General features: G+C 63.2%; 30 protein-coding genes. 11 read left to right on the forward strand and 19 right to left on the reverse strand.

Annotated features, from left to right (window positions below):
* Window positions 1-14 precede the first annotated feature (14 nt).
* From OPIT5_10050 to OPIT5_10065, 4 genes are all read left to right on the forward strand, one after another.
* Window positions 15-656 carry a dihydroxyacetone kinase gene (locus tag OPIT5_10050; GenBank protein AHF90495.1) on the forward strand — a complete coding sequence of 214 codons (642 nt, stop codon included), beginning with the start codon at window positions 15-17 and terminating at the stop codon, window positions 654-656.
* Between the two features lie 46 nt (window positions 657-702).
* Window positions 703-957, forward strand: a complete 255-nt coding sequence (locus tag OPIT5_10055) for a hypothetical protein (protein AHF90496.1) — start codon at window positions 703-705, stop codon at window positions 955-957.
* 63 nt (window positions 958-1020) lie between these two features.
* Window positions 1021-2118, forward strand: coding sequence for a transcriptional regulator (locus OPIT5_10060; GenBank protein AHF90497.1), 1098 nt, complete (start codon window positions 1021-1023; stop codon window positions 2116-2118).
* 206 nt (window positions 2119-2324) lie between these two features.
* Window positions 2325-3929, forward strand: a complete 1605-nt coding sequence (locus OPIT5_10065; protein ID AHF90498.1) for a porin — start codon at window positions 2325-2327, stop codon at window positions 3927-3929.
* 211 nt (window positions 3930-4140) lie between these two features.
* Here the strand turns inward: OPIT5_10065 and OPIT5_10070 are convergent, their stop codons facing one another.
* Complete coding sequence (locus tag OPIT5_10070; GenBank protein ID AHF90499.1) at window positions 4141-5040, reverse strand: AraC family transcriptional regulator; 900 nt, start codon at window positions 5038-5040, stop codon at window positions 4141-4143.
* Window positions 5041-5193: 153 nt separating this feature from the next.
* On the opposite strand from OPIT5_10070, the gene OPIT5_10075 reads away from it, so the two are divergent.
* Entirely contained in the window at window positions 5194-5613 is a 420-nt protein-coding gene (locus OPIT5_10075; protein AHF90500.1) for a hypothetical protein, read from the forward strand.
* Window positions 5614-5645: 32 nt separating this feature from the next.
* On the opposite strand, the gene OPIT5_10080 is transcribed toward OPIT5_10075, so the two are convergent.
* On the reverse strand, window positions 5646-6353 hold the full coding sequence (locus OPIT5_10080) for a hypothetical protein (protein ID AHF90501.1): 708 nt from the start codon (window positions 6351-6353) through the stop codon (window positions 5646-5648).
* A gap of 22 nt (window positions 6354-6375) precedes the next feature.
* On the reverse strand, window positions 6376-6606 hold the full coding sequence (locus OPIT5_10085) for a hypothetical protein (protein AHF90502.1): 231 nt from the start codon (window positions 6604-6606) through the stop codon (window positions 6376-6378).
* 165 nt (window positions 6607-6771) lie between these two features.
* Here OPIT5_10085 and OPIT5_10090 point away from each other — a divergent pair, with 165 nt between their 5' ends.
* Window positions 6772-7755 (forward strand): membrane protein, encoded by a 984-nt coding sequence (locus OPIT5_10090; GenBank protein ID AHF90503.1) that lies wholly within the window; start codon window positions 6772-6774, stop codon window positions 7753-7755.
* Window positions 7756-7827: 72 nt separating this feature from the next.
* Here the strand turns inward: OPIT5_10090 and OPIT5_10095 are convergent, their stop codons facing one another.
* Window positions 7828-9168 carry an FAD-dependent pyridine nucleotide-disulfide oxidoreductase gene (locus tag OPIT5_10095; protein AHF90504.1) on the reverse strand — a complete coding sequence of 447 codons (1341 nt, stop codon included), beginning with the start codon at window positions 9166-9168 and terminating at the stop codon, window positions 7828-7830.
* Window positions 9169-9395: 227 nt separating this feature from the next.
* On the opposite strand from OPIT5_10095, the gene OPIT5_10100 reads away from it, so the two are divergent.
* Entirely contained in the window at window positions 9396-10178 is a 783-nt protein-coding gene (locus OPIT5_10100; protein AHF90505.1) for a transcriptional regulator, read from the forward strand.
* Between the two features lie 23 nt (window positions 10179-10201).
* Here the strand turns inward: OPIT5_10100 and OPIT5_10105 are convergent, their stop codons facing one another.
* The 5 genes from OPIT5_10105 to OPIT5_10125 all read right to left on the reverse strand — a co-directional run bounded on the left by OPIT5_10105 (window position 10202) and on the right by OPIT5_10125 (window position 12929).
* Window positions 10202-10867 carry a hypothetical protein gene (locus OPIT5_10105; GenBank protein ID AHF90506.1) on the reverse strand — a complete coding sequence of 222 codons (666 nt, stop codon included), beginning with the start codon at window positions 10865-10867 and terminating at the stop codon, window positions 10202-10204.
* 52 nt (window positions 10868-10919) lie between these two features.
* A complete protein-coding gene (locus OPIT5_10110) occupies window positions 10920-11660 on the reverse strand; it encodes an anchor protein (protein AHF90507.1) in 741 nt (246 codons plus the stop codon).
* 242 nt (window positions 11661-11902) lie between these two features.
* A complete protein-coding gene (locus OPIT5_10115) occupies window positions 11903-12640 on the reverse strand; it encodes an N-terminal cleavage protein (protein AHF90508.1) in 738 nt (245 codons plus the stop codon).
* 68 nt (window positions 12641-12708) lie between these two features.
* Window positions 12709-12822 carry a hypothetical protein gene (locus OPIT5_10120; protein ID AHF94266.1) on the reverse strand — a complete coding sequence of 38 codons (114 nt, stop codon included), beginning with the start codon at window positions 12820-12822 and terminating at the stop codon, window positions 12709-12711.
* Window positions 12819-12929 carry a hypothetical protein gene (locus tag OPIT5_10125; protein AHF94267.1) on the reverse strand — a complete coding sequence of 37 codons (111 nt, stop codon included), beginning with the start codon at window positions 12927-12929 and terminating at the stop codon, window positions 12819-12821. Before OPIT5_10125 ends, OPIT5_10120 begins: the two co-directional genes overlap by 4 nt.
* Before the next feature lie 69 nt (window positions 12930-12998).
* On the opposite strand from OPIT5_10125, the gene OPIT5_10130 reads away from it, so the two are divergent.
* Window positions 12999-15032, forward strand: a complete 2034-nt coding sequence (locus OPIT5_10130; GenBank protein AHF90509.1) for a hypothetical protein — start codon at window positions 12999-13001, stop codon at window positions 15030-15032.
* Between the two features lie 79 nt (window positions 15033-15111).
* Here the strand turns inward: OPIT5_10130 and OPIT5_10135 are convergent, their stop codons facing one another.
* The 6 genes from OPIT5_10135 to OPIT5_10160 form a co-directional block, all read right to left on the reverse strand.
* On the reverse strand, window positions 15112-16890 hold the full coding sequence (locus tag OPIT5_10135; GenBank protein ID AHF90510.1) for a hypothetical protein: 1779 nt from the start codon (window positions 16888-16890) through the stop codon (window positions 15112-15114).
* The gene (locus tag OPIT5_10140) at window positions 16887-19367 is read right to left on the reverse strand and encodes a glycosyhydrolase (protein AHF90511.1); all 2481 of its coding nucleotides are present in this window, start codon (window positions 19365-19367) and stop codon (window positions 16887-16889) included. Before OPIT5_10140 ends, OPIT5_10135 begins: the two co-directional genes overlap by 4 nt.
* Window positions 19368-19466: 99 nt before the next feature.
* On the reverse strand, window positions 19467-19730 hold the full coding sequence (locus OPIT5_10145) for a hypothetical protein (protein AHF90512.1): 264 nt from the start codon (window positions 19728-19730) through the stop codon (window positions 19467-19469).
* Between the two features lie 76 nt (window positions 19731-19806).
* Window positions 19807-19998 carry a hypothetical protein gene (locus OPIT5_10150; protein AHF94268.1) on the reverse strand — a complete coding sequence of 64 codons (192 nt, stop codon included), beginning with the start codon at window positions 19996-19998 and terminating at the stop codon, window positions 19807-19809.
* The gene (locus OPIT5_10155) at window positions 19995-21098 is read right to left on the reverse strand and encodes a hypothetical protein (GenBank protein AHF90513.1); all 1104 of its coding nucleotides are present in this window, start codon (window positions 21096-21098) and stop codon (window positions 19995-19997) included. The genes OPIT5_10150 and OPIT5_10155 overlap by 4 nt, the downstream gene beginning before the upstream one ends.
* 155 nt (window positions 21099-21253) lie before the next feature.
* On the reverse strand, window positions 21254-21511 hold the full coding sequence (locus OPIT5_10160; protein AHF94269.1) for a hypothetical protein: 258 nt from the start codon (window positions 21509-21511) through the stop codon (window positions 21254-21256).
* Here OPIT5_10160 and OPIT5_10165 point away from each other — a divergent pair.
* On the forward strand, window positions 21492-21620 hold the full coding sequence (locus OPIT5_10165) for a hypothetical protein (protein AHF94270.1): 129 nt from the start codon (window positions 21492-21494) through the stop codon (window positions 21618-21620). The genes OPIT5_10160 and OPIT5_10165 overlap by 20 nt on opposite strands.
* A gap of 7 nt (window positions 21621-21627) precedes the next feature.
* Here the strand turns inward: OPIT5_10165 and OPIT5_10170 are convergent, their stop codons facing one another.
* Both OPIT5_10170 and OPIT5_10175 read right to left on the reverse strand, forming a co-directional pair.
* Window positions 21628-21786 carry a hypothetical protein gene (locus OPIT5_10170; protein ID AHF94271.1) on the reverse strand — a complete coding sequence of 53 codons (159 nt, stop codon included), beginning with the start codon at window positions 21784-21786 and terminating at the stop codon, window positions 21628-21630.
* A 43-nt stretch (window positions 21787-21829) separates the two neighbouring features.
* The gene (locus OPIT5_10175) at window positions 21830-22093 is read right to left on the reverse strand and encodes a hypothetical protein (protein ID AHF90514.1); all 264 of its coding nucleotides are present in this window, start codon (window positions 22091-22093) and stop codon (window positions 21830-21832) included.
* 89 nt (window positions 22094-22182) lie between these two features.
* Here OPIT5_10175 and OPIT5_10180 point away from each other — a divergent pair, with 89 nt between their 5' ends.
* Complete coding sequence (locus OPIT5_10180; protein AHF90515.1) at window positions 22183-22419, forward strand: hypothetical protein; 237 nt, start codon at window positions 22183-22185, stop codon at window positions 22417-22419.
* 23 nt (window positions 22420-22442) lie between these two features.
* Window positions 22443-22862 carry a DNA-binding protein gene (locus OPIT5_10185; protein AHF90516.1) on the forward strand — a complete coding sequence of 140 codons (420 nt, stop codon included), beginning with the start codon at window positions 22443-22445 and terminating at the stop codon, window positions 22860-22862.
* A 365-nt stretch (window positions 22863-23227) separates the two neighbouring features.
* On the opposite strand, the gene OPIT5_10190 is transcribed toward OPIT5_10185, so the two are convergent.
* Together OPIT5_10190 and OPIT5_10195 are read right to left on the reverse strand one after the other, a co-directional pair.
* Entirely contained in the window at window positions 23228-23932 is a 705-nt protein-coding gene (locus OPIT5_10190) for an N-terminal cleavage protein (GenBank protein AHF90517.1), read from the reverse strand.
* Window positions 23933-23956: 24 nt separating this feature from the next.
* Window positions 23957-26887, reverse strand: coding sequence for a hypothetical protein (locus OPIT5_10195; protein AHF94272.1), 2931 nt, complete (start codon window positions 26885-26887; stop codon window positions 23957-23959).
* Window positions 26888-26902 lie beyond the last annotated feature (15 nt).

Here is a 26902-nt window from a genome sequence, read left to right on the forward strand (position 1 = left end):
AACCCTGAACTGACATGACCACCACCCTGACCCTTCCCGCCGGCCGCGACCTGATTCTCGCGCTCGTCGACACCATCGAAACCAACAAGGCCTACCTCAGCGAAGTCGACGGCGCCATCGGCGACGGCGACCACGGCGTCAACATGGCCAAAGGTTTCCAGCTCGTAAAAACCCGCCTCGGCGACCGCGAGCCCACCGTGCCCGAAGCCCTCGCCCTCATCGGCAAGACGCTCCTTACCGACATCGGCGGCTCCATGGGTCCGATCTACGGCACCTTCTTCATCCAGATGAGCCTCGCCTCGCGCGACAAGGACCTCGCCGATCCGCAGACCCTCGCCGCCATGCTCGCCGGCGCCATGACCGGCGTCTCCGGACTCGGTGACGCCAAGGTCGGCGACAAGACCATCATCGACACCCTCGCTCCCGCCGAAGCCGCGTACCGCGAGGCCATCGCCGCCGGCGCCACGATCCCCGACGCTCTCGCCCGCATGACCGAAGCCGCCGACCGCGGACGCGATTCGACAAAAGACCTCGTCGCCAAACTCGGCCGCGCCGCCCGCCTCGGCGAACGCTCCCGCGGCGTTCTCGACGCCGGCGCCACCTCCTGCGCCCTCATTCTCAAAACCCTCGCCCGGGCCTTCGGCGCCAACCCGTAGGGGCGTCGCTTGCCGCACCGCAACCCATCCACCCTCGCCACCCGCCATGACCGCCATCCGCAGCCTCCCGCCCACCCGCGAACTCGCCGACGCCCTCCGGAGCCGGCGCCCCGTTGCCGGAGATGCCCCGTCTTCCCCGACCCCGGCTGCCGGCCACCGTCCGCCGCCTCCGGCCTCGCTCACGCCCGCCGAAGAAGCGTACTACGAATCGCTCGCCCCGGGCCTTTCGTCACGCGAAGTCGTCGGTTGCCTCGTGGCCGCCGCCGAACTCTCCCGCAAAACCCCGCGCCGCGCCCCCTGACCCGCCGACGGCTTTCCTGCGCAACCTTCCATCCATCAACGGCCTGCCATAGCCACCCCTCCAATGATCGACGCAACTCATATAATGCCGGAACTTCAGCATTCCCCCCCGGCCCCCGCGCGTGCATTGGATTTGGTTATGGCCCAATCTCCAGCAATCACCGGCTCCGGCGACGACACGCGATCCTTCGGCACCGATATCGATGCCACGATCACCGCGGCCTGGCTGTATTACCACCACAACCTCACCCAGGCCGAGATCGCCGCCCAGTTCGACATCTCCCGCCCCGCCGTGGCCAATCTCCTCTCCCGTGCCCGCGACGAAGGCCTCGTCACCATCTCGCTGCGCCCCGATCTCCTCAGCCGTCTCACCCTGGCCGACGAAATCCGCCAGCACTTCTCGCTCACCAACGCCTACATCGTCCCCACCCCGCCCAACGCCACCAACGTCGAGATCCGGCAAGCCATCGGCAAGGCCACCGCCCTCCTGCTCGAAAGCACCATGCAGCCCGGCGAAGTCCTCGCCACCGCCTGGGGCGCCACCGCGCTCGAAGTCGCCAACGCCCTTTCCGGCAAAAAAATCGAGGGCGCCGTCCTCGCCCAGGCCATCGGCTGCCTCAACAGCGGCGAGTCCATCAACCCCATCCGCCTCGCCAGCGTCATGGGCGAGAAACTCGGGGCCCGCGTCTACCACCTGCCCCTCCCCGCCATCGTCAGCTCCATCCAGGTGAAGGAAATCCTCCTCGCCGACCGCAGCATCCGCGCCTGCCTCGACATGGCCCGCTCCGCCTCCCGCGCCATGATCGGCATCGGCCGCGTCGCGCACGACGCCACCGCCGTCTCCGCCGGCTTCTTCGATCCCATCATGATCGACGAACTCCGCGCCAAGGGCGCCGTCGGCGACATCTCCTGCCGCTACTTCGACATCAACGGCAAGCCCGTCGAGACCGAATTCGACCGCCGCATCGTCAGCCTCACCTTCGACGACATGCGCAACATCAACCCCGTCATCGCGCCCGCCGGCGGCACCGACAAGGTCGCCGCCATCCTCGGCGCCCTCCGCACCGGCTGTATCGACATCCTCATTACCGACGAACAGACCGCCCGCAAGGTACTCGTCCTCGACAAGGCCACCCGCTCCGCCGCAGCCGCCCCGCACTGATTTTCCTTTTTCGTTTCCACTTGACCTCTGACCTCCGTCCGGCGCCCCGCGCGAAACCCTGAACGCCCGCCGCGCCGCCTCCGCCACCCGTGTCCGCACGGGCAAGGCTGCTGCCTTGCCCGAATCCTGCCTCGCTCCGCCCTCCCTTCCATTTCCCCGGCACCCGACGCTGCACTCCGGATTTCCTCTCTACCCTGACAACCCGAATGCAAACCACCATGCACCTATCAAGAAATCACCACCCCGGGCGCACCCTCCTCATGGCTGCGCTCGTTGCCGTGGGCACGAGCATCGGCTCGACGCCCGCGTTTGCCCAGTCGGCGGAGGACCTCGAAGCCCTCCGCTCCGAAATCAGGGCTTCGCGAGAAGCCCAGGAAGCCGCCGCGAAGGCCGCCCTCCAGGCGCAGCAGGCAGCCGAGGCCCGCATCGCCGAGCTGGAAAAGAAGCTGGCCACGCTCGGCGCGCAGACCGCCGCCCTCGAGCAGGGCCAGCAGGCCACCAGCCAGTCCCTCGAGGAAGTCCGCTCGCCTTCGTTCTACGAAAAACTCCTGTCCGAGGACCTGTCCATCACCCGGAATCTCTCCATCAACGGCTACCTGCGCGCCGGCGGCGGCATCAACGAGCACGGCGGCAGCCAGGGCAAGATCTCCGCCGGCGACGGCATCGGCGGCTCCCGCCTCGGCCGCCTCGGCAACGAGGACGACACCTACCTGGACCTGTTTTTCCACTACACGCTGCCCCAGGCCACCGAGGACTCGATCAAGTGGGGCATGCACGCCACCATGTCCGCCTGGTTCACCGCCTATGACGTCGACGGCGCCGACGACAATGCCGACATCTACCTGAGCGAGCTTTACGTCACCGCCAGCAATGTCTTCCGGACCAGTCCCGAAATCCAGCTGTGGGCCGGCAAGCGCTGGTACGACCGCCGCGACGTCCACATGTTCGACTACAAGTACCTGAACACCCTCGGCCACGGCGGCGGCATCGAGAACATCCCCCTGAAGGTCGGCAAACTGCATGTGGCCTACTATATCGGCGACAAGGAGGACGACCGCCTGCTGGTGGACAACCGCTACTACGTGACCAAGCACACCCTGGACATCCGCTGGAGCGACCTGCCCGTCTTCGGCGGCTCGGGCATGCTCTGGGTCTCGCCCCAAGCCGTCAAGGGCACCGACGGAATCTCGGATGCCTGGGCGCCCGAGTCCACCCCCGGCCTGGCTTTCGGCTGGGTGCAGAAGAACGAATTCGCCAAGGGAGCCAACACGGCCTCGCTGCAATACGGGTTCGGCGGAGCCTACGGGCTGACCGCGGCAGTGCCGATCATCAACGACGGCACGCCGCCGGCGAAGGACTGGATGGAGGACGCGCAGACGCTGCTGTTCACCAACGACCTCGTGTGGCAGGTTTCGGACCGGTTCTCGTTCAACTGGGCGGTGATGGCGCAGTGGGACGATCTCGGCTACACGCCGGCCGGGGGCTCCTCGGCCGACCGGGTGTTCGTGACCACGGCTATCCGGCCGGTGTACATGTTCACGTCGAAACTGGGCCTTGCCGGGGAGTTCGCCGTGGACTGGGCCACCGATGACCGGTACACGGCGAAAGACACCGACACGGCGATGGCCAAATTCCTGATCTCCGGGGTGGTCAAGCCGGGAGGCGGCGGCGTCATGTCGCGGCCGGAATTGCGCGCCTATGCCGGCTACTACTACTGGGGCGGCAACGACCACACCGAGTACATGAACGGCTCCAAGGCCGGGGCCAACGGCACCTGGGTCTTCGGCGTCCAGGCCGAATCCTGGTGGTAGGCCGCCATCGACCGACGTGGCATGGGCATCCTGCCCATGAAGCAGCACGGGCTTCCAGCCCGTGCTGTGCTCCCCGCGCCACCCGTCATTTTTCTTCGTTACATCCAACCCGGACGGGGTCACCCCGCCGGGACCTTTTCCGGTCGTATCCATGACGGTATGACCGGTGCCCGGGCCGGGCGGCCATCTCGTGGAGCCGCCCGGCTTTCTTTCAGCCCCCGCCTCCTGCCTTCCTGGTATCCTCTTGCCCCCGCGCCGGTCCGGACAACCCGCGCATCGACGAAGGCGGCTGCCCCAGCACGCGGCTGAACGCGCGGCTGAAGGTGTGCATGTCGGGATAACCCGCCCGGCTCGCCGCCTCCTTCACGCTCATCCCCCCTTCGCCGATCCAGACCGCCGCCTGCCGCAGCCGCGCCTCGCGCAGATAGCGCCCCAGGCTGATGCCCACCTCGCGCCGGAAACGCGCGCGCAGATGGCTCTCGCTCAACCCCACGCGCCGCGCGAGTGCGACCAGCGTTCCTCCCGGATCGGCGGCGGCTCCCGCCTGGATCGCGGCGATCAACCCCTCCGGTTCGGAGCCCTTCGTCTCCGTTTCCGTATTCGGAAACAGGCTACGCAGCAGCGCGAGCAGATGGGCTGCGGCCACGAGACCGTCCGCTTCCGGGCCGCGCCAGGCCGTGAACAACGCTCCCAGCCGGCGCGACGCCGCTCCGGAAAGGCGCCGCGGCCCGCCGCGCCATGCTTCCGAAAGCGCGGTGTGCCCCGGCCACTCGAACGTCACGTAAAGCCAGAGCAGTTGCGGATCGACGTTTTCGTAGGCGTGCAGATGCAGCGGCGGCACCAGCAGCACATGGCCGGGCGTGAGACGATGCGGCTGCTGGTCGAGCACGATGGTGCCCCCGCCGGTCATGGCCACGACCAGCACCCAGCGCTGGTGAAACGTCGAGGTGATGTCCGCCGGCCGGTGCAGGTCGGCGATCAAGCGGCGGGCGAAGAGCAACACGTTGTCGGGCAACTCCTCCGGCAACCGCCGCAAGCCGATAAAATAATCGTCCGGCTCCGGCAGCCCGCGCACGAGGCGTTTTGAAAGGATGGTTTCCCGATTTTTCATTGAGTCGGAAAGGGCCGAAGCCAGCCGCATGCCGGTTGCATCAAAACGCCCACGCCAGCACGCCGGCTAATGCGCCGCATGACCGGTTTCAGCCAGCCGGGTGTCTTCCCTGGCAGCCCGCACCCGGGATAGACGCCGGCGGCCGGGAAGGTTATGAGTGTCGGCATGCGCGACCTGCCTTCCGGCAAAATCCGAAAAATCCATCCGCATGCGTGGCTCTGGGAGCCGCTCGAGGCGGACCCGACGTTTCTGCTGCGCCCCATGTTCGGCGGACGCGCCGCGTACCTCGACGGCAAGCTGATGCTCTACTTCACCACGAGCACCGACGAGGACTGGCGCGGCGTCTGTGTGGCCACCTCGCACGAGCACCACGCCGCGCTCATGGCCGAGTTTCCCGAACTCGCCCCGCACCCCGTCCTGCCCAAGTGGCTCTACCTGCGGGAATCGGACAACCGTTTCGAATCCGTCGCCGAACGCCTCGTCAGCCTCGTCCGCCGCCGCGACCCGCGGATCGGCGTCGTGCCGCAGAAAAAGAAGAGACGCAAAACCGCACGCCCCGGCGGGCGCCCCTGAGCAAAGCCTGAATGCGGATGCTCCCCGTCTATTTACCCGGCCTGCAACAAACGCGGCATCTGGTGCTGATACGCACGCCGGATCGGCTCGATGGGACAATCCGCCAGTTCCGGCGGCATGAGACTGGCCGGAGAAATTCCCTCGGCAAGCAACACCCTGGCGGTTTTCGAATCCTGCAAGACGGCAAACGCGCGGCTGATAGTGACCTTGGCATTTCGCACATCTTCCTGATCTCCACCCACAGCACCTGCCACCATGTCACGCAAGTAGAGCGGAAAACATCGCGCAACCAGCCGAAGATGTTCGCGATCATGACGCGGCGGATCGTCGTCCTGCCGGAGCGTACGCACATTGGCGGCCTTGGCCTTGAGCAAGGCAATCGGGTCCAACAGTTGATAAACGACCCCTGCATGCTCAACGGTTGCACATTCGATATCGGTCTTTTCCAGACCGTTCACTTTTGTCAAAACTTCGACCAGCAGACGCCGCCCATCGGGAGACCTTCCATGGACTTGTCCTCTCCTGAGCGAGAGACTCCATATCGGGGTCTTCTCATACTGCCAGCCCGGAAGATTGCGTAGCATTTCGATCACCCTGTTTTCCTGAAGCACATCCATATCACCGCTCCCGTATTTGGTCGCAGCGATCAACGGATCCCCATCTTCCAGATAAGCGATTGCCCAAAGGTTGACCGCCTGACCGCCAACGACGATCGGCTTCACCTCATGCTCAAAAAGCATGCGGTAGTCATGCGGGTACGTTCTATCTTCCCGCAAACCGCTTCCCCCTGATCCCGACAAGCCGGGGCCGTTCCTTGCTTGCGATATCGATGCCCATCAGACTCAGGTTTTCGGCGAGCGCCTTGCGAGCCTCGCCGTTGGCGGCATGACGGGCCACCGATTCGCGAAACTCACGCTTGATCGCATCCGCCTCGGCATTGGGACGCCACCTGCGAAAAGGATTCAGGATTCGGTCTGTAATTCGGTCGAGCATGGGCGGTGGTATGGGACAAAATCCAATCCTGAACCGGACTTATGTCAAACCTCCGCCTTGGGGCAAATCATCCGGACCGGTTTGATGTCCCGCCGGATTTCGGTCAACGCCCTCGCTTCGCCCGGTTGACTGGCGCCGATGCTCTACCTGTGATGGGGCCTTTTCGTGAGCACTCCCGCCACATCCGCATCCGGGACAGCGTCGGTCGCCAGTCCTCCTTTTTCCTCCGCACCGGTTTCCGCCGGCCCCTCGTCCGCCACCCGCGGCGCGCTCGCGGCCGGCGGTTGTTTCGTGCTGTGGGGGCTGTTTCCGGTTTTCTGGAAACAGATGCAGGGCATCCCGGCGACGGAGCTCATCTGCCACCGGATCGTGTGGTCACTGCTTTTCCTGTTCGCCGTGCTGGCCTGGCAGGGAACGCTGCGCGGGACGTTTGCCGTATTCGCCAACACACGACTCGTCGCGCTCAACGCCCTGAGCAGCGTGCTGCTCGCCTGCAACTGGCTGATCTTCGTGTGGGGCGTAAACAACAATCACGTCGTCGAGTGCAGCCTCGGCTATTTCCTGACCCCGTTGTGCAACGTGGCGCTCGGCTGCGCCTTCCTGCGCGAGCGCCTGAGCCGCCTGCAATGGAGCGCCATCGTTCTTGCCGGCATCGGCGTGGCGATCCTGCTGCTGCGGCTCGGGCACATCCCGTGGATCGCCTTCGGGCTGGCGGGCTCGTGGTCGCTTTACGGCATCCTCAAAAAACAGTCCGCACTCGGCGCGCTCGCCAGCCTTACGGTGGAAACGCTGCTCCTGTTTCCGCTCGCCGCCGGCTGGCTTGTCTGGCTGGCGCTGCGAGGCGACGGCGCACTCGGCCACGTCAACCTCGCGCAACACGGCTGGCTTCTCAGCGTCGGTCTGGTGACGGCCGTGCCGCTGCTCCTCTTCGGCTGGGGAGCCCGGCGCCTGCGCCTGACCACGATGGGCCTGCTGCTCTATATCAACCCCACCCTGCAATTCCTGATCGGCCTCTTCGTCTATCACGAGACGCTGGAGACGCCGCAACTGTGGGCCTTCGCCTGCATCTGGGCCGGCCTGATCGTCTACACGGCCGACAGTTTTCTCGCCTCACGACAGGTATCCGGATCTCCACACCGGGCCCGCTGATCGCGCCCCTTGCCCGGATACGACAGGATCGATGATGATGCCAACGCGTACGCCTGTCCCGCGTATCCGGTTTCAGGCCACGGCCAGCGCAGGTGAGGACAAGGTCGTATTTTCCAGCGCTTCATCCAGCCGCGCCCGCACGGCTCGCGCGCTTACGTCCCCCAACAGGCAGTCATGACGAACCGCCAGCGCGACCGCCGCGCCTGCCGCCTCGCCCAGCGCCATGCAAGTGGGCATGACACGGAAGCTGCCCGCCGCTTCATGGGTGGCGCTGATACAGCGGCCGGCCGCAGCGATGTTTTCCAAACCGGCAGGCAACAGGCAACCATACGGGACACCGTAAAGAAATTCCCGCGATACACGGTCGAAGCTGGTGGTGGCGCTGTCGGGGGCGTGGATGTCGATGGGATACGCGCAGCGCACCACCAGATCTTCCGGCTCGCGGCAGGCGAGGATGTCGGCCTCCTCCAGCGTGGAGCGCCCCACGATCCGGCGTGATTCGCGCACGCCGACCTGGGGGCCGGTTTGCAGAAGATAGCTGTGTCCGAAACCGGGAATGTACTTTCGGAAAAACCGCGCCAGCTCCTGCGCCTGCCTGCGCCCTTCGATCTCGGCAGCCGTTACGTCGAACGGATTGCAGGCATTGTAACCGAGCAGACGCGTGCCGTTGACGCCAACGCGCGCAGGATCGTCCGGCATCGACCACCACATGGCAATGTTCTCGCGCGGGATTGACCATTCGCCCGCGGCCCTGGCTCGCGCCACTTCGCTGGCAAAACAGTCGCCTCCTGCGGCATAGCGGTTGCGCAGGAGACGTCCACCCGTTTGCGAGGCCCAGGCGCGAGGGTCGAAGCCGCCGAGTTGCACGATCATCGACATGGGCTGGGCCTTGCCGTCGCTGCGGCGTCCGTGGGTCATCGTCGCCCCGGCCAGCGCGCAGGTGTCCGCGTCGCCGGTGGCGTCGATCACGAAGCGGGCGCGCACGGCCACCGTGGCGCCCTTGCAGGCAAACTCCAGCCGCCAGTCGTTGCCGGCGCGTGCGACATTGCGCAGAAGGGCGTGGTAGAGGACCCGTCCGCCGTGCCGGAGCAGGGTTTGCTCCATGAGGTGCTTGCACGCCTCGACTTCAAAAATATCCACGTGGCCGCCATCACCCGGATACCCGTGACCGGCTTCGAACAGGACGTATTTAAGTTCCCGGTACATCGACTCGGAGAGGTCCCGCTCCTGATGGCGGTAGTTGATCCAGGAACCGAGTCCGGCGGCGGTGCCCATGCCGCCGAGGTAACCGTGACGCTCCACGAGGAGCACATCGCAGCCATCGCGCGCCGCGGCCATCGCCGCTCCGTAACCGGCCGAACCGCCGCCCACCACCACACATGTCGCGCGTATTTCCCGGGTTTCGAAATTCATCCCGCCAGTGTTGCGGCGGCCCGGCCCGGAAAGTGCAGCGCAAAGCGCGGTCCGGGAGAGACCCGGTTCAGCGGAGTGAACTGCCGTGAACGTGGCATGGGCATCCTGCCCATGGGCGTTGCCCCTCCGCGTGGCGCGGGCTTCAGGCAGCCCGCGCCACTTTTCAGGATTGCGACATCTCTCCCTCGCCTGTCCGTTTGCCATGCCCTCCCGATCACCCGATGCCCATGCCCGCCGACCGCTCCTCCGAACCCGACCAGAAAACAACCCTGAGCCAGGGCCTCGACGTTGTGCGCGTGCTCGTGCGCAGCGGCACGCCGCTCGGCGTGACCCAGGTGGGGCAGGCGCTCGGCATCTACAAATCGTCCGCGCACCGTCTCCTGCAGATCCTCGGCAAGCTCGGTTTCGTGCAACAAAATCCCGCCACGTTGCGCTATTCGCTGCATCCGGGGATCTTCGGATTCATTCATGAATTCGCCTCGCAGTTTGGTCCCAATACACGCGTCGATCCGCTGCTCCGCGCCGCCGCCTCACGTCTCCGGTGCAGCGTTTACCTGAGCATGCTGGGCGGCCGCGACACCTACGTCGTTTGCGCCGCCGGAGACGAAGGCAACACCACCCAGCTCGGCACGCACGGGCCGGTGTATGCGAGCTCGGCCGGGAAAATCCTCGTCGCCCGGCGTCCCGAATCCGAGTGGCCCGACTACGCGCCGCATCCCGGCGATCCGACGATCACCGAACACACGAGTCTGGACCCGGAGCGTTTTTACAAGGAGCTGCGCGCCGCCCGCGAGAACGGCGTGGCGTGGAACATGCGCGAGACAACCGTCTATCACGCTTCCGTTGCCGCTCCGGTCAACGAGCTGCTGCTCCCGTATCCGCGCATGGCGGTGGCCCTCCTCGTGCGTTACCAGGAGTTGCCGGTACATGACCGCGAAACGCTGGCCGGCGAGGTCATGGCGCTGGCCCGGCAGGTCTCCGGGGCGATCGCAACAACCGCCAGGAACTGACTCATTTCCGCAGGGCCGCCGGCTCAGTCCTCCGTGGTCACCGTGAAGCTCTCGAAGACCACCACGCTGCCCTTGGGCATCGCGCGCATTCCGGCCGGACCATTGATGTAAGCCGCATCGCTGGCACTGATCGTCGCAATCCGGTTCCCGCTGCGATCCGTCAGGACGGCCTGCTGCGTGGAACCCTTGACCGTGAGCGCAAGGGTCATGACGACTCCGGTACGGATGTCGAATTCGTCCTTGCCGAGCAGGAGAGTGCCGGGGCCGCCGACCCGGTAGAGTTGCAACTCCGCCTTGCCATCCTTGAGCGTGTAAATGCGGGCATGATAAAAGGATCCGTCATTTCTCAACCGGGCAACCACGCCGCCCCAGATATCGTTTCCGCTCCCGAAACGAAGCCGTGTTGTCACCGTGTAATCCGCTGCCGCGGCCAGCGAGGGCTCCTCGGAAACGGCCAGCAGGTGTCTGGACGATTTCGTGAAGCGTACTTCCCCCTTGGATACGCCCATTTCGGCATCCCCGCCATTGACCAGCCGGAATCCGGGCGGCCGCTTGCCCTCCTCCGCGCTCTTGAAGTCGGCGGAGAACAGCGTCCCGGCGACGGCCGATGCCGCCAGCAGACAGGCTGACAGCAATGCGGCGGACGTCAGACGAAGGAGGGAGGACAGGGAAGTGGAATGCGGGTTCATGGAGGAAATCGGGGATTTCTTTAACGAAGGTGGAGGAGTGAGCTCGCTGCGCTTACGCACGTCCCGCTGCCTGGCGACGACGAAGCGCGAATGCCGCGACAAGCCCCAGCGCGCCGATGGCGACCGCAACGCTGGCAGGTTCGGGAATGGCGGCTGTCGTGATAGCAAAATCTTCGTAGACCACCGCGCTGCCACTCGGGGGAGTGGTGCGCACGCCGGCCGTGCCCTGCGTCAAGGACGTGTCCGTCGCGAGAAGAGACGTCACGACAGAGTCCGACTGATTGTGGAGAGTGGCGGAAAGCGAGTCTCCATCCACCGTGAAAACCAGCTCCCATGTCGTAGCCTTGTCATAGACGAAGGAGCCGGATTCCGCGAGAAGCGTGGTTGCCCCGCCGACTGTCTTGTAGATCTGGAGCGTCGAGTTCCCGCTCGTATCGCTGATGAAGAGCCGCGCCTGATAAAAATTGACGGTGCTCGTGAAGCGGGCGACCAGTCCGGCATAGGCACCGGCTCTGTAGTCTCCGATACGGAAGTGGGCGCTGACCGTGTAATCGGTCAGCTCATAGGCGCCGGCGTCCGGTTCGTAGACGGAAAGCAAATTGGCTGTTCCGGATACAGCCCGATATTCGTTGTTTTGAATAAACAGGTTCGCGACGGTCCCGTTCTTCAGGACGAAACTCGCTGGCGTGGTGCCGTTTTCGCCGGTGAAGTCGGTCTGGAAGAGAGTGGTCTGTGCCCGGGCAGCCAAAACCGGAAGGAAACAGGCAATCAGGAGGGGAAGGAGTCTTTTCATGGTGTTTTTGACAGGTTGGGAAGGTTGGCGGACAACAAACGTGTTCTCCGTGCAGCAGGATTAAACGGCTGTGCCGGCCGTATCCGGCAACCGGTATACGATCTCGCCGGCCAGTCCGGTTCAGCCCGCTGGACGCGTTGGGCAACCGATCCGCGCCCAACCTCCGGCGCTCCCGGGACACTTCAAGGAAAGTCGGTGATCACGGGTAGCAACTATCCTGGGAAATCGCAGGGAATATCCGGCTACTTGTTGACCAGCCACAGGTCAGGCCGGCTCGAGTCGGATGGGATTTCCCCCTGAAATGTTTGCAGGGAACCATCCATTCTGGCGTAGTTGTATTTTCCGTTGTGACGCCTTTCGAAGGCATCTTTCTCCGTGCTGTCCGGGATATTAATCAGATGGTTATTGCCACTTCCAGTCGGAGCAATGGCGTCAAAAAGGGAAACGGGATTATTGATCAACGTGTTGATGTTCGTGATGGCATTGGCATTCATGCCGGGAGCCAGCTTGTGATTGACGCCGTAACTCATTCCACCTCGTGAGTCGGGAGGGCTCACCTTGTTGGGATATGGCCTCGTATCCGACGGACACAGATAAACACCGGGAATCGGCAGACTGGTGTACCAGTCCACGGGTGAGGGTCCACTCACGTAGGGCGAAATCTTCCGCTGCCAATGAATGTTGGAACTGACTGCCATCCCGGGAATCGCACTGTCCCCGTAGGGGTAGTTTCCCTTGTTGTCGTTGGCATAAAGAATGACTCCCTGCTGCAACGTCCGCAGGTTGGACTTGCATTGCGCCAGACGCGCGGTCTCCCGCACCTTGCCGACGGTCGGGATGATGATCGCCGAGAGGATGCCGATGATGGCGATGACGGTAAGCAGTTCGATGAGCGTGAAGCCGCCAGACGTTGCGGACGCCGGACGGCGGACAATGCAGGATGCGGTCATCGGAGAGGTGACGAGAGGCTCGGGGTGCATGATCCCCATGCTGGACTGACCCCGTCCCGGAAAACAAGGTAGCAAAACCACATGACCGCCCGGCCGGTTCAGCCCGCTGGACGGCCCCGCAACGTGGCCTCCTCCATCCACCTGCCGGGGATGAGCACGGTCTGGCGCACGACGGGGATGCCGCGGTCATTGCGATTGAGTTTGTCGATCACCCTGCGTGCGGCAGTAGGCGGCCGAGGCCGCGCTTTTCGCCGAGGCCCCGGGCCGCCGCTTGCCGGCTGTCCAGTGGGCTGAACCCGTCCGGAACCTTCCCCGGCATGGCGGTTGACCCCGGGAGGAATCGTGCGCGGTTTCCATTTCTGCCCACACCCGCAACCCTCCTCCTGAAATGATAACACGCCCGCCGCTCCCTTTGCTCCCGATCCTCGCCATTTGCTCCATTCTCCTCGCCGGTCCCGCCTTTCCGGCGCAGGCGACGGCAGACGCGGGAAGCCTTCGGGCACAAATCGCCTCGCTCGGCAACGATGCCGCCGGCTTCACGGACAGCGCCCCCGCCTTCGCCAGGTGGATCACGTATCAACAGGAAATTCTCACCCGCTCGCTCGACGACCGTCTCGCCTCCGCCAGCACGATCGCCGAAACCGACGCGGCCGAGATCTCCCGCGAAGAACAAAACCTGCTCCGCAGCGTCCGCGAGGCCATCGCCCTCCGGCGCGAGCACATCGCCACCCTCCAGGCCCATCCGCAAAAGACCTTCGACGTCCGCGACTATGGCGCGGCCGGCGACGGCGTTGCCAACGATGCCCCGGCCGTCCGCAAGGCCATCGCCGATGCCGTCGCGTATCCGAATTCCCGTGTCCATCTTTCCGCCGGAGTTTACCGGCTCGCCGATCTCGACCACGCCATCCGCAATGTCCCGAGTCCGTATTTCGACGGCTGCGAACGCGCTCCCGGTGTCACCCCCGCCGATCTTGGCTCGATCAACGGTTCGCCGCATCTGTTTATCAGCCGGGCGGCCAACCTCGTCATTTCCGGCGACGGTCCCGACAAGACGCTCCTCCTGATCGGCACCGCGTGGGAAACCGGCATCGACATCCAGAACTCCCGAAACGTCACCCTCCGCGACCTCGCCCTCGATTATGAAAAACTCCCCTTCACTCAAGGAAAAGTCGTCAACGTCATCGACAACAAAACCTGTGATGTGACCGTCGATGACGGTTATCCCTCGCCGCTCGATCCCCATATCCGCAATGCCCGCTTCGGCATGGTGACGCGGAATTTCGTCAAGACCGCGGAAGGCATCGTTCCGCTTCCCGCTCCCTCCGCGCCCAGCTACTTCACGCTTTCAGACATCCAAAAGCTCCCCGGCGACGAAAGGCCCGCGACATATCGCTTCACCATCGGCTCCAGCGGCGTGCACGCCAGCAGCGCCGCCCGCGCCGACGAACTGCCCGGCAACGCCCTCTTCGTCCTCTACGGCCGCGTGAGCAACGAGCGCCCGCTCATCAAGTTCGACGCCGTCCAAAACTGCGCCCTCGCCAACGTCAGCATCCATTCGTCCTTCTCCGCCGGCGTGCTCGTCAAGCGGAGCGGGCTCGTCGAACTCGACGCCTGCAAGATCATCCCCAAACCCGGCACCACGCGCATCTGTTCCACCAACGCCGACGGCGTTTTCGGCCAGAGCAATTACCTCAGCCCGTATATTCACGACACCCTCATGACCCTCAACGGCGACGATTTCATCAACACGCATGCCAACGCGATGACGATCGACGACTACGCCGGCCGCACCTTCATCGCCCGCGTCAACGGACACTCCCACTTCCTGCCCGGCCAGCGTCTCATTGTCGTTGAGACCGCAAGCTGGCAGCGCAAATACGCGAGTATCATCCGGAAAACTACCGTCCGGAAAACAAACGGTGTGCTCATGATGGAAGTCGAGATGGAAGACCCGATTCCCGGCGCCATCCGCAGCCGCAAATCCCTCGCCGCCGCTGGCGACAAAGGCCGTCCCGACCGCCTCCTCAACCTCGACGTCACCGGCCCCGGCGCGGTCGTGACGGATAACGAACTCGTTTACGGTTACCGCCTCATCCTCCGCTCCGCCAACGCGCTCGTCGCGGGCAACCACTTTCTCAACCGCCATAATCCCGGCAACTTTATCATCCTCGGCACTCACTCGCTGGAAGCCTGGAAAGCCAACAACATCACGATCCGCAACAACACCATCGACAGCCTCGGCAACATCCTGTTCGCGCCGCAGGCCCCCGTCCCCAACCGCAACCTGCTCATTGCGGACAACGTCATCGTGAATCCCGAAATCCGTTCAGATGCACAGGTTTTTCCTGCCAGGATTTTCGACTCCGGGCTCAACCATGCCGTCACCCTTCGTGACAATGTTTACCGTGCCCCGGCCGACTGATTTCACCGGGATGAGCGCATCCCGCCAACGAAGGAGCGCGCCACCCTCCGCCTTGCATGGATCTGCGGAATAGAGCCCCCTACCCTGCCTGCCGATGCGCCAGCCAGTGGGTCGCCCACGCCTCCAGCTCCATGCGCGGCAACACCCGGGGAGGAAACATCGCGTCCGGCAACAGGTCGCGTGACAACGGTTTTCCGGCTGCCGCCATGCGCAACCGGTAAGCCGAGGCAGCCCGCATGAAATCCAGCCAGCGCACGAACCGCCGCCCGCCTTCGTAATGCGGCAGCACGACCCGCAACCGGTCGCCGGACAGGCTTTCCACCCGGGCCGGCGGCGCCGGATCGGGGGCGGTTTCGTGATGGGTCAGTTCGATCTCGAATACAACCGCCGCCAGCTCCACCCGCAGCACGCTGCCGACAGCGAGGGGAACGCTTCCTTCCTCCCGCCGCAACGGTTCACCATCCAGAAAGGCCCGCACGGTCTCGCCGGCGGCATCCACGTCCAGAACCGCACCGAGAAAGCTCGTCACGACACCCTCGACCGGAGTCATCACGTGATCGTCGGCAAACGCTCCCAGGAACGCCCCCGCCGCCACTTCGCCCCGCCGTTGCATGGCGGAAAAATAGCCGCTGCAACACGGCCGTCCGTCACGCAGGTAACGGTGGCGCAAATACGCCGTTGCTCCCGCCGCTGCCCGCCAGTAGGCGATCAGGTTGTGGTGCTGTTCCCAGCCATCCTGAAACGCGACCGTCCCGAGGCAAAACGCCGGCTCCGCCCATGTCGTCAGCACCCGCGCCGCCTCACCCGGCCAAGGCGTGGTCGCGGCGGTGACCTGACGCGGCGCAACGGTCTCCGTCAGCAACGCATCCACCGCTTCCTGCGGCGCGTTTATCTCCAGCACCAGCGGCCAGATGGAGTCGAACAGATTGGCGTCGTCGGTTTCGTAGTGAAATTTTTCCGACGTCACGTGCCCGATCAGCGGACCCAGCCAGCCGGGCAGCCGGCTCAGGCTCGCGCTGTAGGCGCGGGCGTGCGGTCCCGCAAGTTCGCCTGTCGGCGAATGGAACCGGTCGGCGACTTCGAGCCACAGGCGTCGCAACAGGGCGGCCGCGTCGTCGCGCGCCGCCGGATGACGCACGATGGACTCCATCGCATGCAGCCCGACGAGGTTCACGCCCGCATAGGCGGGGCTGTTGTATTCGGTCAATACCTGCTGCCCCTCGATCAGGGCGCGCAACCGCGAGAGCCGGTCGCACGCATAGGCCAGCAGGCCGGTGTCACCGGTCAGCTCGGCCGCGGCCAGGGTCACGAATGTGCCCTTGATTGCGATGTTGGTGTAGTTGAGATCGACGTTGCGCCGGCGAATGGCCCTCGCCGCCCGGGCGATCGCCTGTCTCACGGCGTCGGCCACGGAACGCGACAGCACGTGTCCGAAACGGGCCTGTGCCACGCACAGGCCCATGCCGATAAAGTCGGCCCAGTTGATGTCGATGGTACGCAGCGCGGAGACAGGCTCCTCGGTAAAGTAAGCCCACTGCCCGTGACGCGGAGAGGCGGGATCGGATTGCTCCTGCGCGGCGATGATCCTGAGCAGGATTTTCCCGGCGCGTTCGATGTTCGGGGGATCGCCACTGGCGAGGAGAATCAGCGCGTAGTAAAGCGATTCGCGAACGGGATGGCGGAGCGCGTCCTTGGGCAGATGTTCGACGTGTTTGTTGCGGTAAGGCGTGATGGGGAGCAGCAAAAGACCTCCGGACGACGGATCGTGATCGTAGTGATCCTCCCCGTACCGGAGCAGGCGCGCGAGAAGCTGTGCGCGCCGGGTGGAGACTGCGCCGGATGGCGTGCGCGCGCTCATCGTCCGAGGAGGTAAAAATCGGATACCTCGATGGCGTTGTCGTCGGCGAGGCTGTTGAGGCCAAGCGACAGGTCGCTGATCTGGCGTCCGAGAGGCGCGTCGCCGTCGGCCGCAGGCTTGAGCCAGGAGGAGAGCGGTACGTAAACGACATGCCATTGGCCGTTGTCCGGGACCACGGCGGAGGAGGTGACGCTCATGTTGTTGTCGGCGTCCCACGACATGAGGCGAACGGTGGCGGGCCTGGCGCAACGCGCGCGCAGCAGGACTCCCGTGAGGCGATCGAGCGCGACTTCCTGCGGGAGCGTAAAACGCGGATACGCCCAGCGATCTCCTTTCCCGAAGGTGACGCGAAATCCCCAGATGGCGCCCGGCGAGTCATGCGCGAAAGTGAGTTTTCCGTTGGCATTGGAGCGCCAGCGCTGAGGCTCGTTGACCGGCAGCGCGAACTGCCAGGGATATTCGGCGAGGTATTCCTCGAGCCCGAGCGAGGGAATAAAAACGAGCGAAGCCGGCGCAATGCGCAGATCGGGTGCACTGGCGGAGAATGTGAGGGAAAAGGTTCCGTCGTCGTTGCGCGGAAGCGCACTGGCCGGGATGTCGAAACGGAGCTCGGCGAACGCGCCCGGAGCGACTTCGGCGGATTGCGGCGCGGAAGAGGCGGCATCCTGAGTGGTGTAAGTGACGGAGACGGTGCGCGGCTGGCCGGAGAGATTGTTGATACGCAGTTTCAGCGGGATGCGCACATCGTCGCCGGCAGGGAGATGATAGCCGCGTGTGACGGCTGTGATGCCCGTCGCTTTCAGATCGATCAACGGTTGCAAGATGACAGGTGAAGCCGGGGGGAGAGGGGGCGGCTCCTGACGGGCGATGCGACTCAGGCGCATGGCTTCGGTCGCGGTCTGGATGAAGGGAGTGACGGCCGCGCGGCTGGCCACAACATAAGCCACGCCATCGGGCACCGGCACAATCGTGGAGGATGCGGTGGATGTCGTGGCGAGCGCACGTCCGTCGACGCCGCATGCCGACTCGACAAGGAAAGGGAGAACCATCGTGGTGTCGGCAGGATCCTCGTCCGTGCAGATGACCACGAGCTTCTTTTCCGGATCCTGCGTATCAAATATCCGGATGCGTCCGGCCGGATCGGGAGATGATGTGCCGGAGGGAAGAGCGAGATCGCCGGCGTACGTGGAGCCCGAGAGGGCGCGTGTGACCTGGGCGATGGCGGCAAGCGGGCGAAGCGGAAGTCCATGGCTGTCGGTAAAGCCGAAATTGCTGAGTTCGCGCTCGTTGTAGGGAGGATAGACAAAAGGAAACCAGGCCGAGATGCCACAGGCTCTGGCTTCGATGGCCTGCATGGCGACGTAGCGGGCGACTTCACGCTGCTGGGCCAGCGTGGGAATTGTTTTCGGATCACCGCGCCAGCGTCGGCCGATTTCCGTGATCCAGATCGGTTTTGATTCGCGGTCATTGGCACGAAGCCAGGCGCGCATGTCGCCGATGTGTTTTTCGAGGCGCCGGGGATCGCTGTAATAGTGGAAACTGATGAAGTCCGATTCGTCGAGCAGGCCGTTACGGGCGGCGAGTGAAAGGTAGTCGGGGTTCAGATAGGCAAAGACGCCGCCGCCGATCGGAGTGTCCACGCCGGCGGAGCGAAGCGTGTGCCGGATGGTTTTGACGATGGGGAGGTACTGGTCGGCAGGTTGATTGCCGCCGAAGCCGATGTTGGGCTCATTCCAGACTTCGAGGGCTCCCCAATAGCTCTGCCAGCGGAGAGCGATATCGGTGAAGGAACGGGCGGAGCCGGAAAGATCGAGCGGAAACTTGCCGCCTTGTGCCTTGCCCAGCCAGGCGGGGGAGTCGTGAAACATTTCCAGGATTTTTATGCCGTTCGCCGCATAGTCGCGCCGGGTGGTTTCGTATTGGCGGACAGTTTCCCAATCGCGGTGATCCGGCGCAGGGTGAATGGCGTTCCACGAAAGGCGTTCGCGGGCAAGACCGGCGGTGCCGATGACCTGCGGGAGTTGTGCAATGCGCTCGGCGCGGACCTCCGGCGGGAGAAGCCAGGAGAGGGCGGTGTCGAAAGAAAAGAACGGATCGGCGCCGGCAAAACTGGTGACGGGCGGAAGGCGGAGGAAGGGGAGAGTGGCCGCAACGCCGGAGGCATCCGCAGGAGCGACGAGAAGGAGCTCGTAATAGCCGGATGGCAATGCGGCAGGAACCGCGAGGCGCCCGTCCGGACCGGCGGTGATCCGGCCACGAGCGACAACGGTTCCCGAGTAGTCATTTATCTGGTACGAGACAGAGGCCGATGGCCGGACGCCCTGAAGCGGAAGCGCCTTGTTTTCAGCCGCGTGTACGCTGATAATGGCGGATTCAGGATAGAACGGGGCCAAGGCGACCGGCGTCGGGGCGCCGATGGTGACTGTAGCGGTGCAGAGTGCAGGAAACGCGAAGAAAAGGCGACAGCGGGGAAACATGATGCCCGCATTCGAACGCACCGTTTTCCGGGAAACAATGTTTGGCCGGAGCGAATCGAGCGGGCAGTTCAGCCCTCTGAACGCAGGAAGGGGAGCATGTCAGCCCTGCTTGCCGAACAGCTTTCCGAACAACGCCTCCGATCGTTTCGCGCCTTCATCGGTAAGCACCACCGACTTCGCCTTGCCCACGGGATCGCCAATATAGCCGGCGGCATGAAGCCGCTCCATCGCCCCCCAGTCATGCCCCTTCCAGGCGCGGTAACAGGGGTTCCCGTCAAAATCCTTGCCCCCGGAAAACCTCGTCAGCCACAACAACGCCAGCACGGCCTCGTCCACTTTCTCCGTATCGTAGTCGGGTTCCATGAGAGAGAGGATGGATCATCAGGATGCAGGAGCACAAGCGAAGCGTGAATGCCCCGGAGTCCGCTGTTTCGACCGTTCAGCCGGTTAATTGCATCTGCTCACTACGCATTGCCAGCTGCACCAACGCCCGGTTGAAGTTTTCCGAGTGAGTGGCGCCTGAATCACCCTGCACGCACTGCTGGAACGTCAGCAACCTGAAGACTTGCCCACCGCTGCCGTCCGCGAAGCGGGCATCCGGCAATTCGCCTGTCGGCACCCCTCGCGTCACATGCCCTTTCCTCCCTCCCCCAGGCGGGCGCGGGCATGGCGGATGGCCTTGAGGAAACGCCGTTCGAGAGCGCGCTTGGGCAGCAGTCTGGTCAGGTAACTGGCGACGTGGATTCCACTCTTTTCCAGTTCGAGAAGCTCGATGTGCTGGCTGCGTTTGCCGGCGCACAGGATGATGCCGATGGGAGTGTCTTCACCCGGCTGTTGTTCGTGGCGGCGAAGCCAGTTGAGGTAGATTTCCATCTGCGCTTTGTCGGCGGTCTCGAACTGGCCGATTTTGAGATCGATGGCGACAAGCCGGCGCAGTCCTCTATGATAAAAGAGGAGATCGAGGTAATAATCGCGGTCGTCCACCTGCATCCGTTTCTGCCGGGCGATGAATGCAAACCCGGAGCCGAGTTCCAGAATGAAGGACTCCATTTCCCGAAGAATCGCGGCCTCCATGTCTTTTTCGGACCAGGTGTCTTTCAAGCCCAGAAAATCGAGGACGTAGGGATCGCGCAGCACGAGGTCGGGAGTAAGCTGGTCCTCCTTGCGGAGGGCCTTGAGTTCCTTCGCCGCGAGTGTGGCCGGCTTGCGCGAAATGGCGGTCCGCTCGAAAAGCATCGACTGGATTTTCTTTTGAAGCGTGCGCGTGCTCCAGTTTTCGATACGGCACATCTCCGCGTAAAAATCGCGCTGGAGCGGATCGTCGAGGTAGATGATCTGCCGAAAATGCGTCCAACCCAATTTTGCACTCAGTGCGTGCAAAATGTCTGGATCGGGAAACACCTCGGCAAAGCGTGTCATGTTTGCGAGGTTGCGTTCGGTAAATCCGCTTCCGAACTCCGCGACCAATTTTCTACTCAGTGCGTAGAAAATCTTCTTCCCGTAGTCGGCCCGCTTCTCCCGGAGCACGTCTTTGTGAATACGCTGCCCGATCTGCCAGTAGAGCAGGACGAGGCCGGCGTTGACGACACGGGCGGTTTGCGTGCGCGCCAGCTGGATGAGTTCGCGCACATCCTTGAGCAAGGACCGCGAGGTCGGAACAGGGGAAAGAAGAGCAGCGGGAGCCGGCTGCGGTTTTGCCTTGGTGGATCGCCTGGAAATGAGTTTGGGCATGCGCGAGAAAGATCGCCGCACCATTTGCCGAATCTATCCGCAGGGGCAATCCCGGTTTCTCCGCGACGTTTCCGGTCCTGATGTGAGACAGCGTTAACCTGCCCCTGTCTGATTCCCGATAGAGACGAACTGCCCACAGCCGCGTCGGGGGAATATCAAAAGTAAAGAAGCGATCCCATCGCTCGGCCTCCGTCGTCGAGTGCAGCCTCGGCTATTTCCTGACCCCGTTGTGCAACGTGGCGCTCGGCTGCGCCTTCCTGCGCGAGCGTCTGCGCCGCCTGCAATGGAGCGCCATTGTCCTCGCCGACATCGGTGTGGCGATCCTGCGGCGGCGGCTCGGGCACATCCCGTGGATCGCCTTCGGACTGGCACGAGACGCTGGAGCCCGTCCGATTGTGGGCCTTCGCCTGCATCTGGGCCGGCCTGGTCCTCTACACGGCCGACAGTTTTCTCGCCTCGCGCCAAGCCCCGGCGTTTCCCGTCCCGCCGCCAGCCACCCGCGCGCTGCAGAGTCCCCGGTAAGCGCCTGTCACTTACGATCGCCGCCTTTTCCGAACGGCACCGAAATCGAAGCCGCACCCGAATATCCACCGCCGCTGTTGCCGGTGCCGGAAGCCTGGAACGAACGGCAACCGCCCGTCGCCAGCACGCATGTCGACATTGCGGCGATCGCCAGAATGAGAATCATCGCCCTGTGCATATCCTGAAAATCCGGGGATTCCCGCGCAGTGTCAGCCCTGTTTGCCGAACAGCTTTCCGAACAACGCCTCCGATCGTTTCGCGCCTTCATCGGTAAGCACCATTGACTTCGCCTTGCCCACGGGATCGCCAATATAGCCGGCGGCATGAAGCCGCTCCATCGCCCCCCAGTCATGCCCCTTCCAGGCGCGGTAACAGGGGTTCCCGTCAAAATCCTTGCCCTCGGAAAACCTCGTCAGCCACAACAACGCCAGCACGGCCTCGTCCACTTTCTCCGTATCGTAGTCGGGTTCCATGACGGAGAGCATGGATTATCGTAACAGGAACAGGCAAGCAAAGCGCGTCTTCGGTGCCCCATTCCTTTCACGCCCTTGACCAGGCTTTCATGTCTGACATCATGTCAGACATGAAGGTCACAACCCGATCACTGGTCCGCGAATTTCCAAAAATCAAGGCAGCCGCCCGCAAGGGGCAAACCATCGAAATCCGTGATAGCAAGACGGGTGAAACCTTCCTCTTGACCGCAAGACCCGCGCAAACTTTTGGCGAATTGGCCGCTTCCGCCAAAGGGGTTTATTCCGGCCCGCAGGATCTCTCGTCCCGCGAAGGTTTCGGCAACTGATCCGGCCCCCCCCACGCACCGCCATGCCTGGCTATATCGCTGACACCGGCCCGCTCGTCGGCTGGATCAATCGCCGCGACCAGTGGCATTCGTGGAGCGTGGCGGTCATGCAACTGCTGGAACCCCCGTTAATCACCTGTGAAGCCGTTATCGCCGAAGCCGTCTGGCAACTCGGCAATTCGCAGGAGGCTGTCGATCAGCTTTACGGCATGGTTGAAGCAGGGGCTCTCAGGATCGTGCCGCTTTTCCCCGAGCACATTGCCCATATCCGGGCACTCTCGGCCAAATATCCTCAAATGAATTTTTGCGACGCTGCCGTTGTCCGGCTTTCGGAGATGTTTCCGCACGCCAAGGTGCTCACCACAGATACTGCGCATTTCACCATTTATCGCCGTCTTCGCAACAAACCTGTCCCGATTCTTCATCCCGGGGATTCTCCGTAATCTTGTGCCGCCACCGGTTTCGGCATTCACGCCGGTCCTGAAAATGAGACCGTGTTAACTTGTTCGCCATCGGGTTCCTGATGGCGGCAGCCTGTTTGCAGACGCGTTGACGGGGGGAGGATTATCAAAAGTAAAGGCACGACCCCGTCGGATCGCACTCCAAGGCACGGATGCCACTAATTCTCTCACAGCGTATGAGAGAAATTCTTTCGACGTGCAGGCGAGGTAGAACTGTTTCATACGCCATACATTCTGGTTGGAGAATCCCGACATTTGCGGGAACGCCGCCCGCAGGTCACGTGCCAGCCGCTCGACCACACGGAATCGCCCCAGCCGGCCTTTGCCTGTTTTTCGACGATCCTGCTCTATTTCTGCTTCTTGAAATAATAATTGTCGGTGCGCATCAGGTCGGAGGACTGTTTCATGGAGGAGACATGGCCATCAACCCATAGCACATTGGCTGCGTCGGAGTGGCGAAAATGGACGGTGCTGCGTTTGTTGCTGTCGGATGGTTTGCGCAGAATGCCCTTCCATGAGGTCGGGTTGCCGGGATCGTAGCTATCAGCCATGAACACGGTTTTGCTGGGGATCTCCACTTGTTCGTAGGTAACCCATTGGTTGATGCTCTGATTCGCCTGAATCCATGAGAGTTCGCTGTAGTTGTGGCTGTAGCCAAACATGCCCTCGTTTTCAGGACACTGATAGACAGGCATCACGTTAAAGGACTCCCACTTTTGACCGGGCGAGTTGTCACCTTTCCAACCCATGTAAGGAGCGAGAATGCCAGTCCAGTGTCGGAGATCGTCGGCATCGCCATCTCCAGGATAAAAGCAGGGAACAATGCGGCCTTTGTTTTCCGCCGAATATGCCGCGGCGGCGATGCCGATCTGGCGAAGGTTGGAGGTGCATTTGATGGCGCGAGCCTTGCGGCGCACCTGGCCGACACTGACCAGAACGAGCGACGCGAGGATGCCGATGATGGCGATGACGGTCAGTAACTCGATCAGGGTGAAACCGTGACCGGGACAGCGTAGTTGCAACTGGTATTCCGGTTGTTGACGAATGTTCATTTTGGGGAGGACTGAGTGGGTTGTTTATCGTGTGCGCACATTTTCCCAACCGGCTTTTGTGCCGCGGAAAAACAGGTAACTGCGTCCGGCTTCCACCTCAATGGTGTGCGTGGCCGCGGCCGGGTGCTCCGTCTGATCGAAAACCTCGAACAGAGGCGATGGCGTCGGGAGAGTGAGCGCAATGCGGCCGGTGTCTTTGGCATGCAGACCGACGAAGGAACGGTTCACATAGAGCGCATCCTCGGTGGTGGTCCAGGAATGGACTCCGGCCTCTTTTGCCGCGTAGCGCAGAAGCGCCGGCGACAGGATGGGAGAGGCGGTATAGAGGGAGGTCCAGTCACCCTGTTTCCTGATGGCGGCGCCGACGTCCTTGCTGTTTGAATACGTGGCGAGGGGAGTTGCCAGCGGATCCGTAACCGTGAAAGAGGGGGTGTAAGTCCAGTCGGCCGCCGTGGTTTCTCCGGGAGCGGTGCGGGTGAGCACGCCGAGGGGAAAATCGTCCGATACGGTGACCTTCCCGGCAAGCGCGGGAGCGGGGGACATCCTCCAGGCGCGGCTGGCGTCGGAAGCGGTGATTTTCATGCCGGTGACTTGTGACATCCAGGCGGCGTCATGGCCGCGCGCAGTCGAGTAGCCATCGGCCCAGGTGAAGAGCGCCACGCGGTTATCCCGCTGCACGGTCTCACGGATGATATCCGCCTGTTCCGGCGTGATGCCGAAGGTGTTGAAAAATACGTAGAGCTTGTAGGGGCGCGCAGCGGGAAGCTGGTCGATAAAAATCGTGTCAACGGGAACGCCGGCGCGGTTCCAGGTCCACTTGGCCAGATCCATGAAAGCGATCATACGGGTGGGCCGGTCCTGGAGGTCGTCGAGGCCGAGGTACTTTTGCCAACCGCGATCAAACACGAAGGCCACCTCGGCCTCGGAGTGACGGGGCAGCCGGACTGCCCGGTCCATCACCGCCTGTTGCTGGCGAAATTCCTTCAGAAGGTAACGATGGGCAAACTGGTAGTGACCCATTTCCCACTGGTAAGGGATGGAGCCGCTGACGAGGCAGTTGATGAAAACGCGTCGCTTGATGCCGGTCAGGTAACGTTCGTCGTTGCGAAGCGTCCTCGGGGAAACTTCGTGGGGCACGTCGTCCTGGATGACGAGGAGCTTGCCGTCGGCGGCGAGTCCCTGGATGGCGGATACAGGAAAACCGGTGCCCTGAAAACCGAGGTTGTGGCGGCCGACGTAGGGCTCCTGCACGTCGAAAAAGTCGAAGTCGGGGCTCTTGCTGAGCAGGTCGATGGGGTTGTTGCGATTCTCGCGCATTTCCTGTTTTTCTCCCCAGGACCAGAGATGCCCCATGAAGTTGCCGGTGCGGGCGCCGACGAGGGCGCGGCCATGAGTGGCCTCCTTGATCCAGCGGCCAAAGTTGAGGATGATTTCCTGAAAGACGATTTCCCGAAAGCGCTTGCTGTCGAGGTAGGCCTGGCGTCCGGCGAGATCGGGAACAAGCGGAGTCTTGAGCGTGGGCAACGGATTGCGTCCGGTGACGAGGTGCTCGGGAACCGCTGTGACGAAGGTCACGTCGGAGCGTCCCCAGGCCTGGCGCAGGGCGGCGTCGGTGCGGTAGTTTTCGCGCAGCATGGCGCGGAAACGTTCGAGGGCCTTCGGCGTGCTGTCATTGACCTCGAAATTGCAGTCCATGGTGAGCCCTCCGAAAAGTTCATAACCGATGACCGCCTGACCCCAGGCGCTGCTCTGGATGTGCGCGACCATCTGGCGGACGGCTTCACGGGCATCGCGCTTCCACTCTTCGGAGAGATAGTCGGGGATGCCGGGGTAGGAGTAGCCGGCGGCGGAGTTGCGGTCGCCTTCGGCGACAGCCCCGTATTTTCCCGTGGCGTGGGCGGTGTGGGCGTGGACGCCGGCGGAGTCGGGATGGAGGTTGGTCCACCAGTCGGCCCCGTCAAAGATGACGGCAAGGACAACCTTGTTGTCAGGCTTGAGGGCGAGCAACTCGCCGAGTTTCTGGTCAAGCCAGGTAAAATCGTATTGTCGGGGTCCAACCCAGGTGGGTGGATGAAAGCGCAGGTAAACGTCCTCGCCGAGGACGATGCCGAATCGCGTGATGCCGAAACCGCCCTGGTTGAGCTGCGCATCATAGTTTCCAAACTGCTGCGGCAGCATCGACTCATAGGCCATGAAATTGATCGGCTCGCCGTTGAGCAGGACGTTCATCACCCCGTTGTGCAGGGCGACGCAGGCTTCGTTCACGGGCGGATTTTCGAGAATCGCGTCGGCGTCGAGGCGATTGTCAACGGGCTGCCGCCAGATCGACAGGCCGTGGAGCCTGAGCGTATTCCCGGCGGCGGAGGACGGGGAAAACAGGATGCGCAATTCGTTGAGATAAAATCCGCGCTGGGCTTCGCCGATGGAATAGGCAACGGCACGGTAACGTTGTCCGTCGGCCGAACCGGGGACGCCCGTCGGCATGCGCAGCTCCGCGGCGGGAACGGTGACGATGTGGTTTTTCTTCCAGCCGTGCGGCACGCCTTCGCGGAAAACCAGTTCGAAGCTCAGGTCGCCGGCGGCGAGCCCGGAGTCCTCCACCGTGATTTCAATGCGGTCACCTTCGTAAATCTTGCGCGGACCGATGATGTAACCGGCCTTCCATGTCTGGCCGGGATCGGGCACTGTGACCGCCACCACGTCCTCACGAAAATCAAGGGCGGCATTCGTCGCTGGTTTTTCGATACGCGTGTCCACGCGAAACTCATACCACTTTTCCTGTTTTTCCCATCCCGGCAGCTTGTAGGGCGCGCCGTGGGCAAAGACGAAGCGATTGACGAGGAATTCCTTGCCGTCGTTCGCCGGGGAAGAGGCGGCGGCGATGACGGGGAGGAATGCCATTGCCAGCGCGGAGGGCAGGCATGAGGCAATGCAGCCGGGGATGTGTAAATTCATCGGAGAGGGAAATGG

The organism is Opitutaceae bacterium TAV5 (assembly GCA_000242935.3).
In the GTDB taxonomy this organism is placed as follows: Bacteria; Verrucomicrobiota; Verrucomicrobiia; order Opitutales; family Opitutaceae; genus Geminisphaera.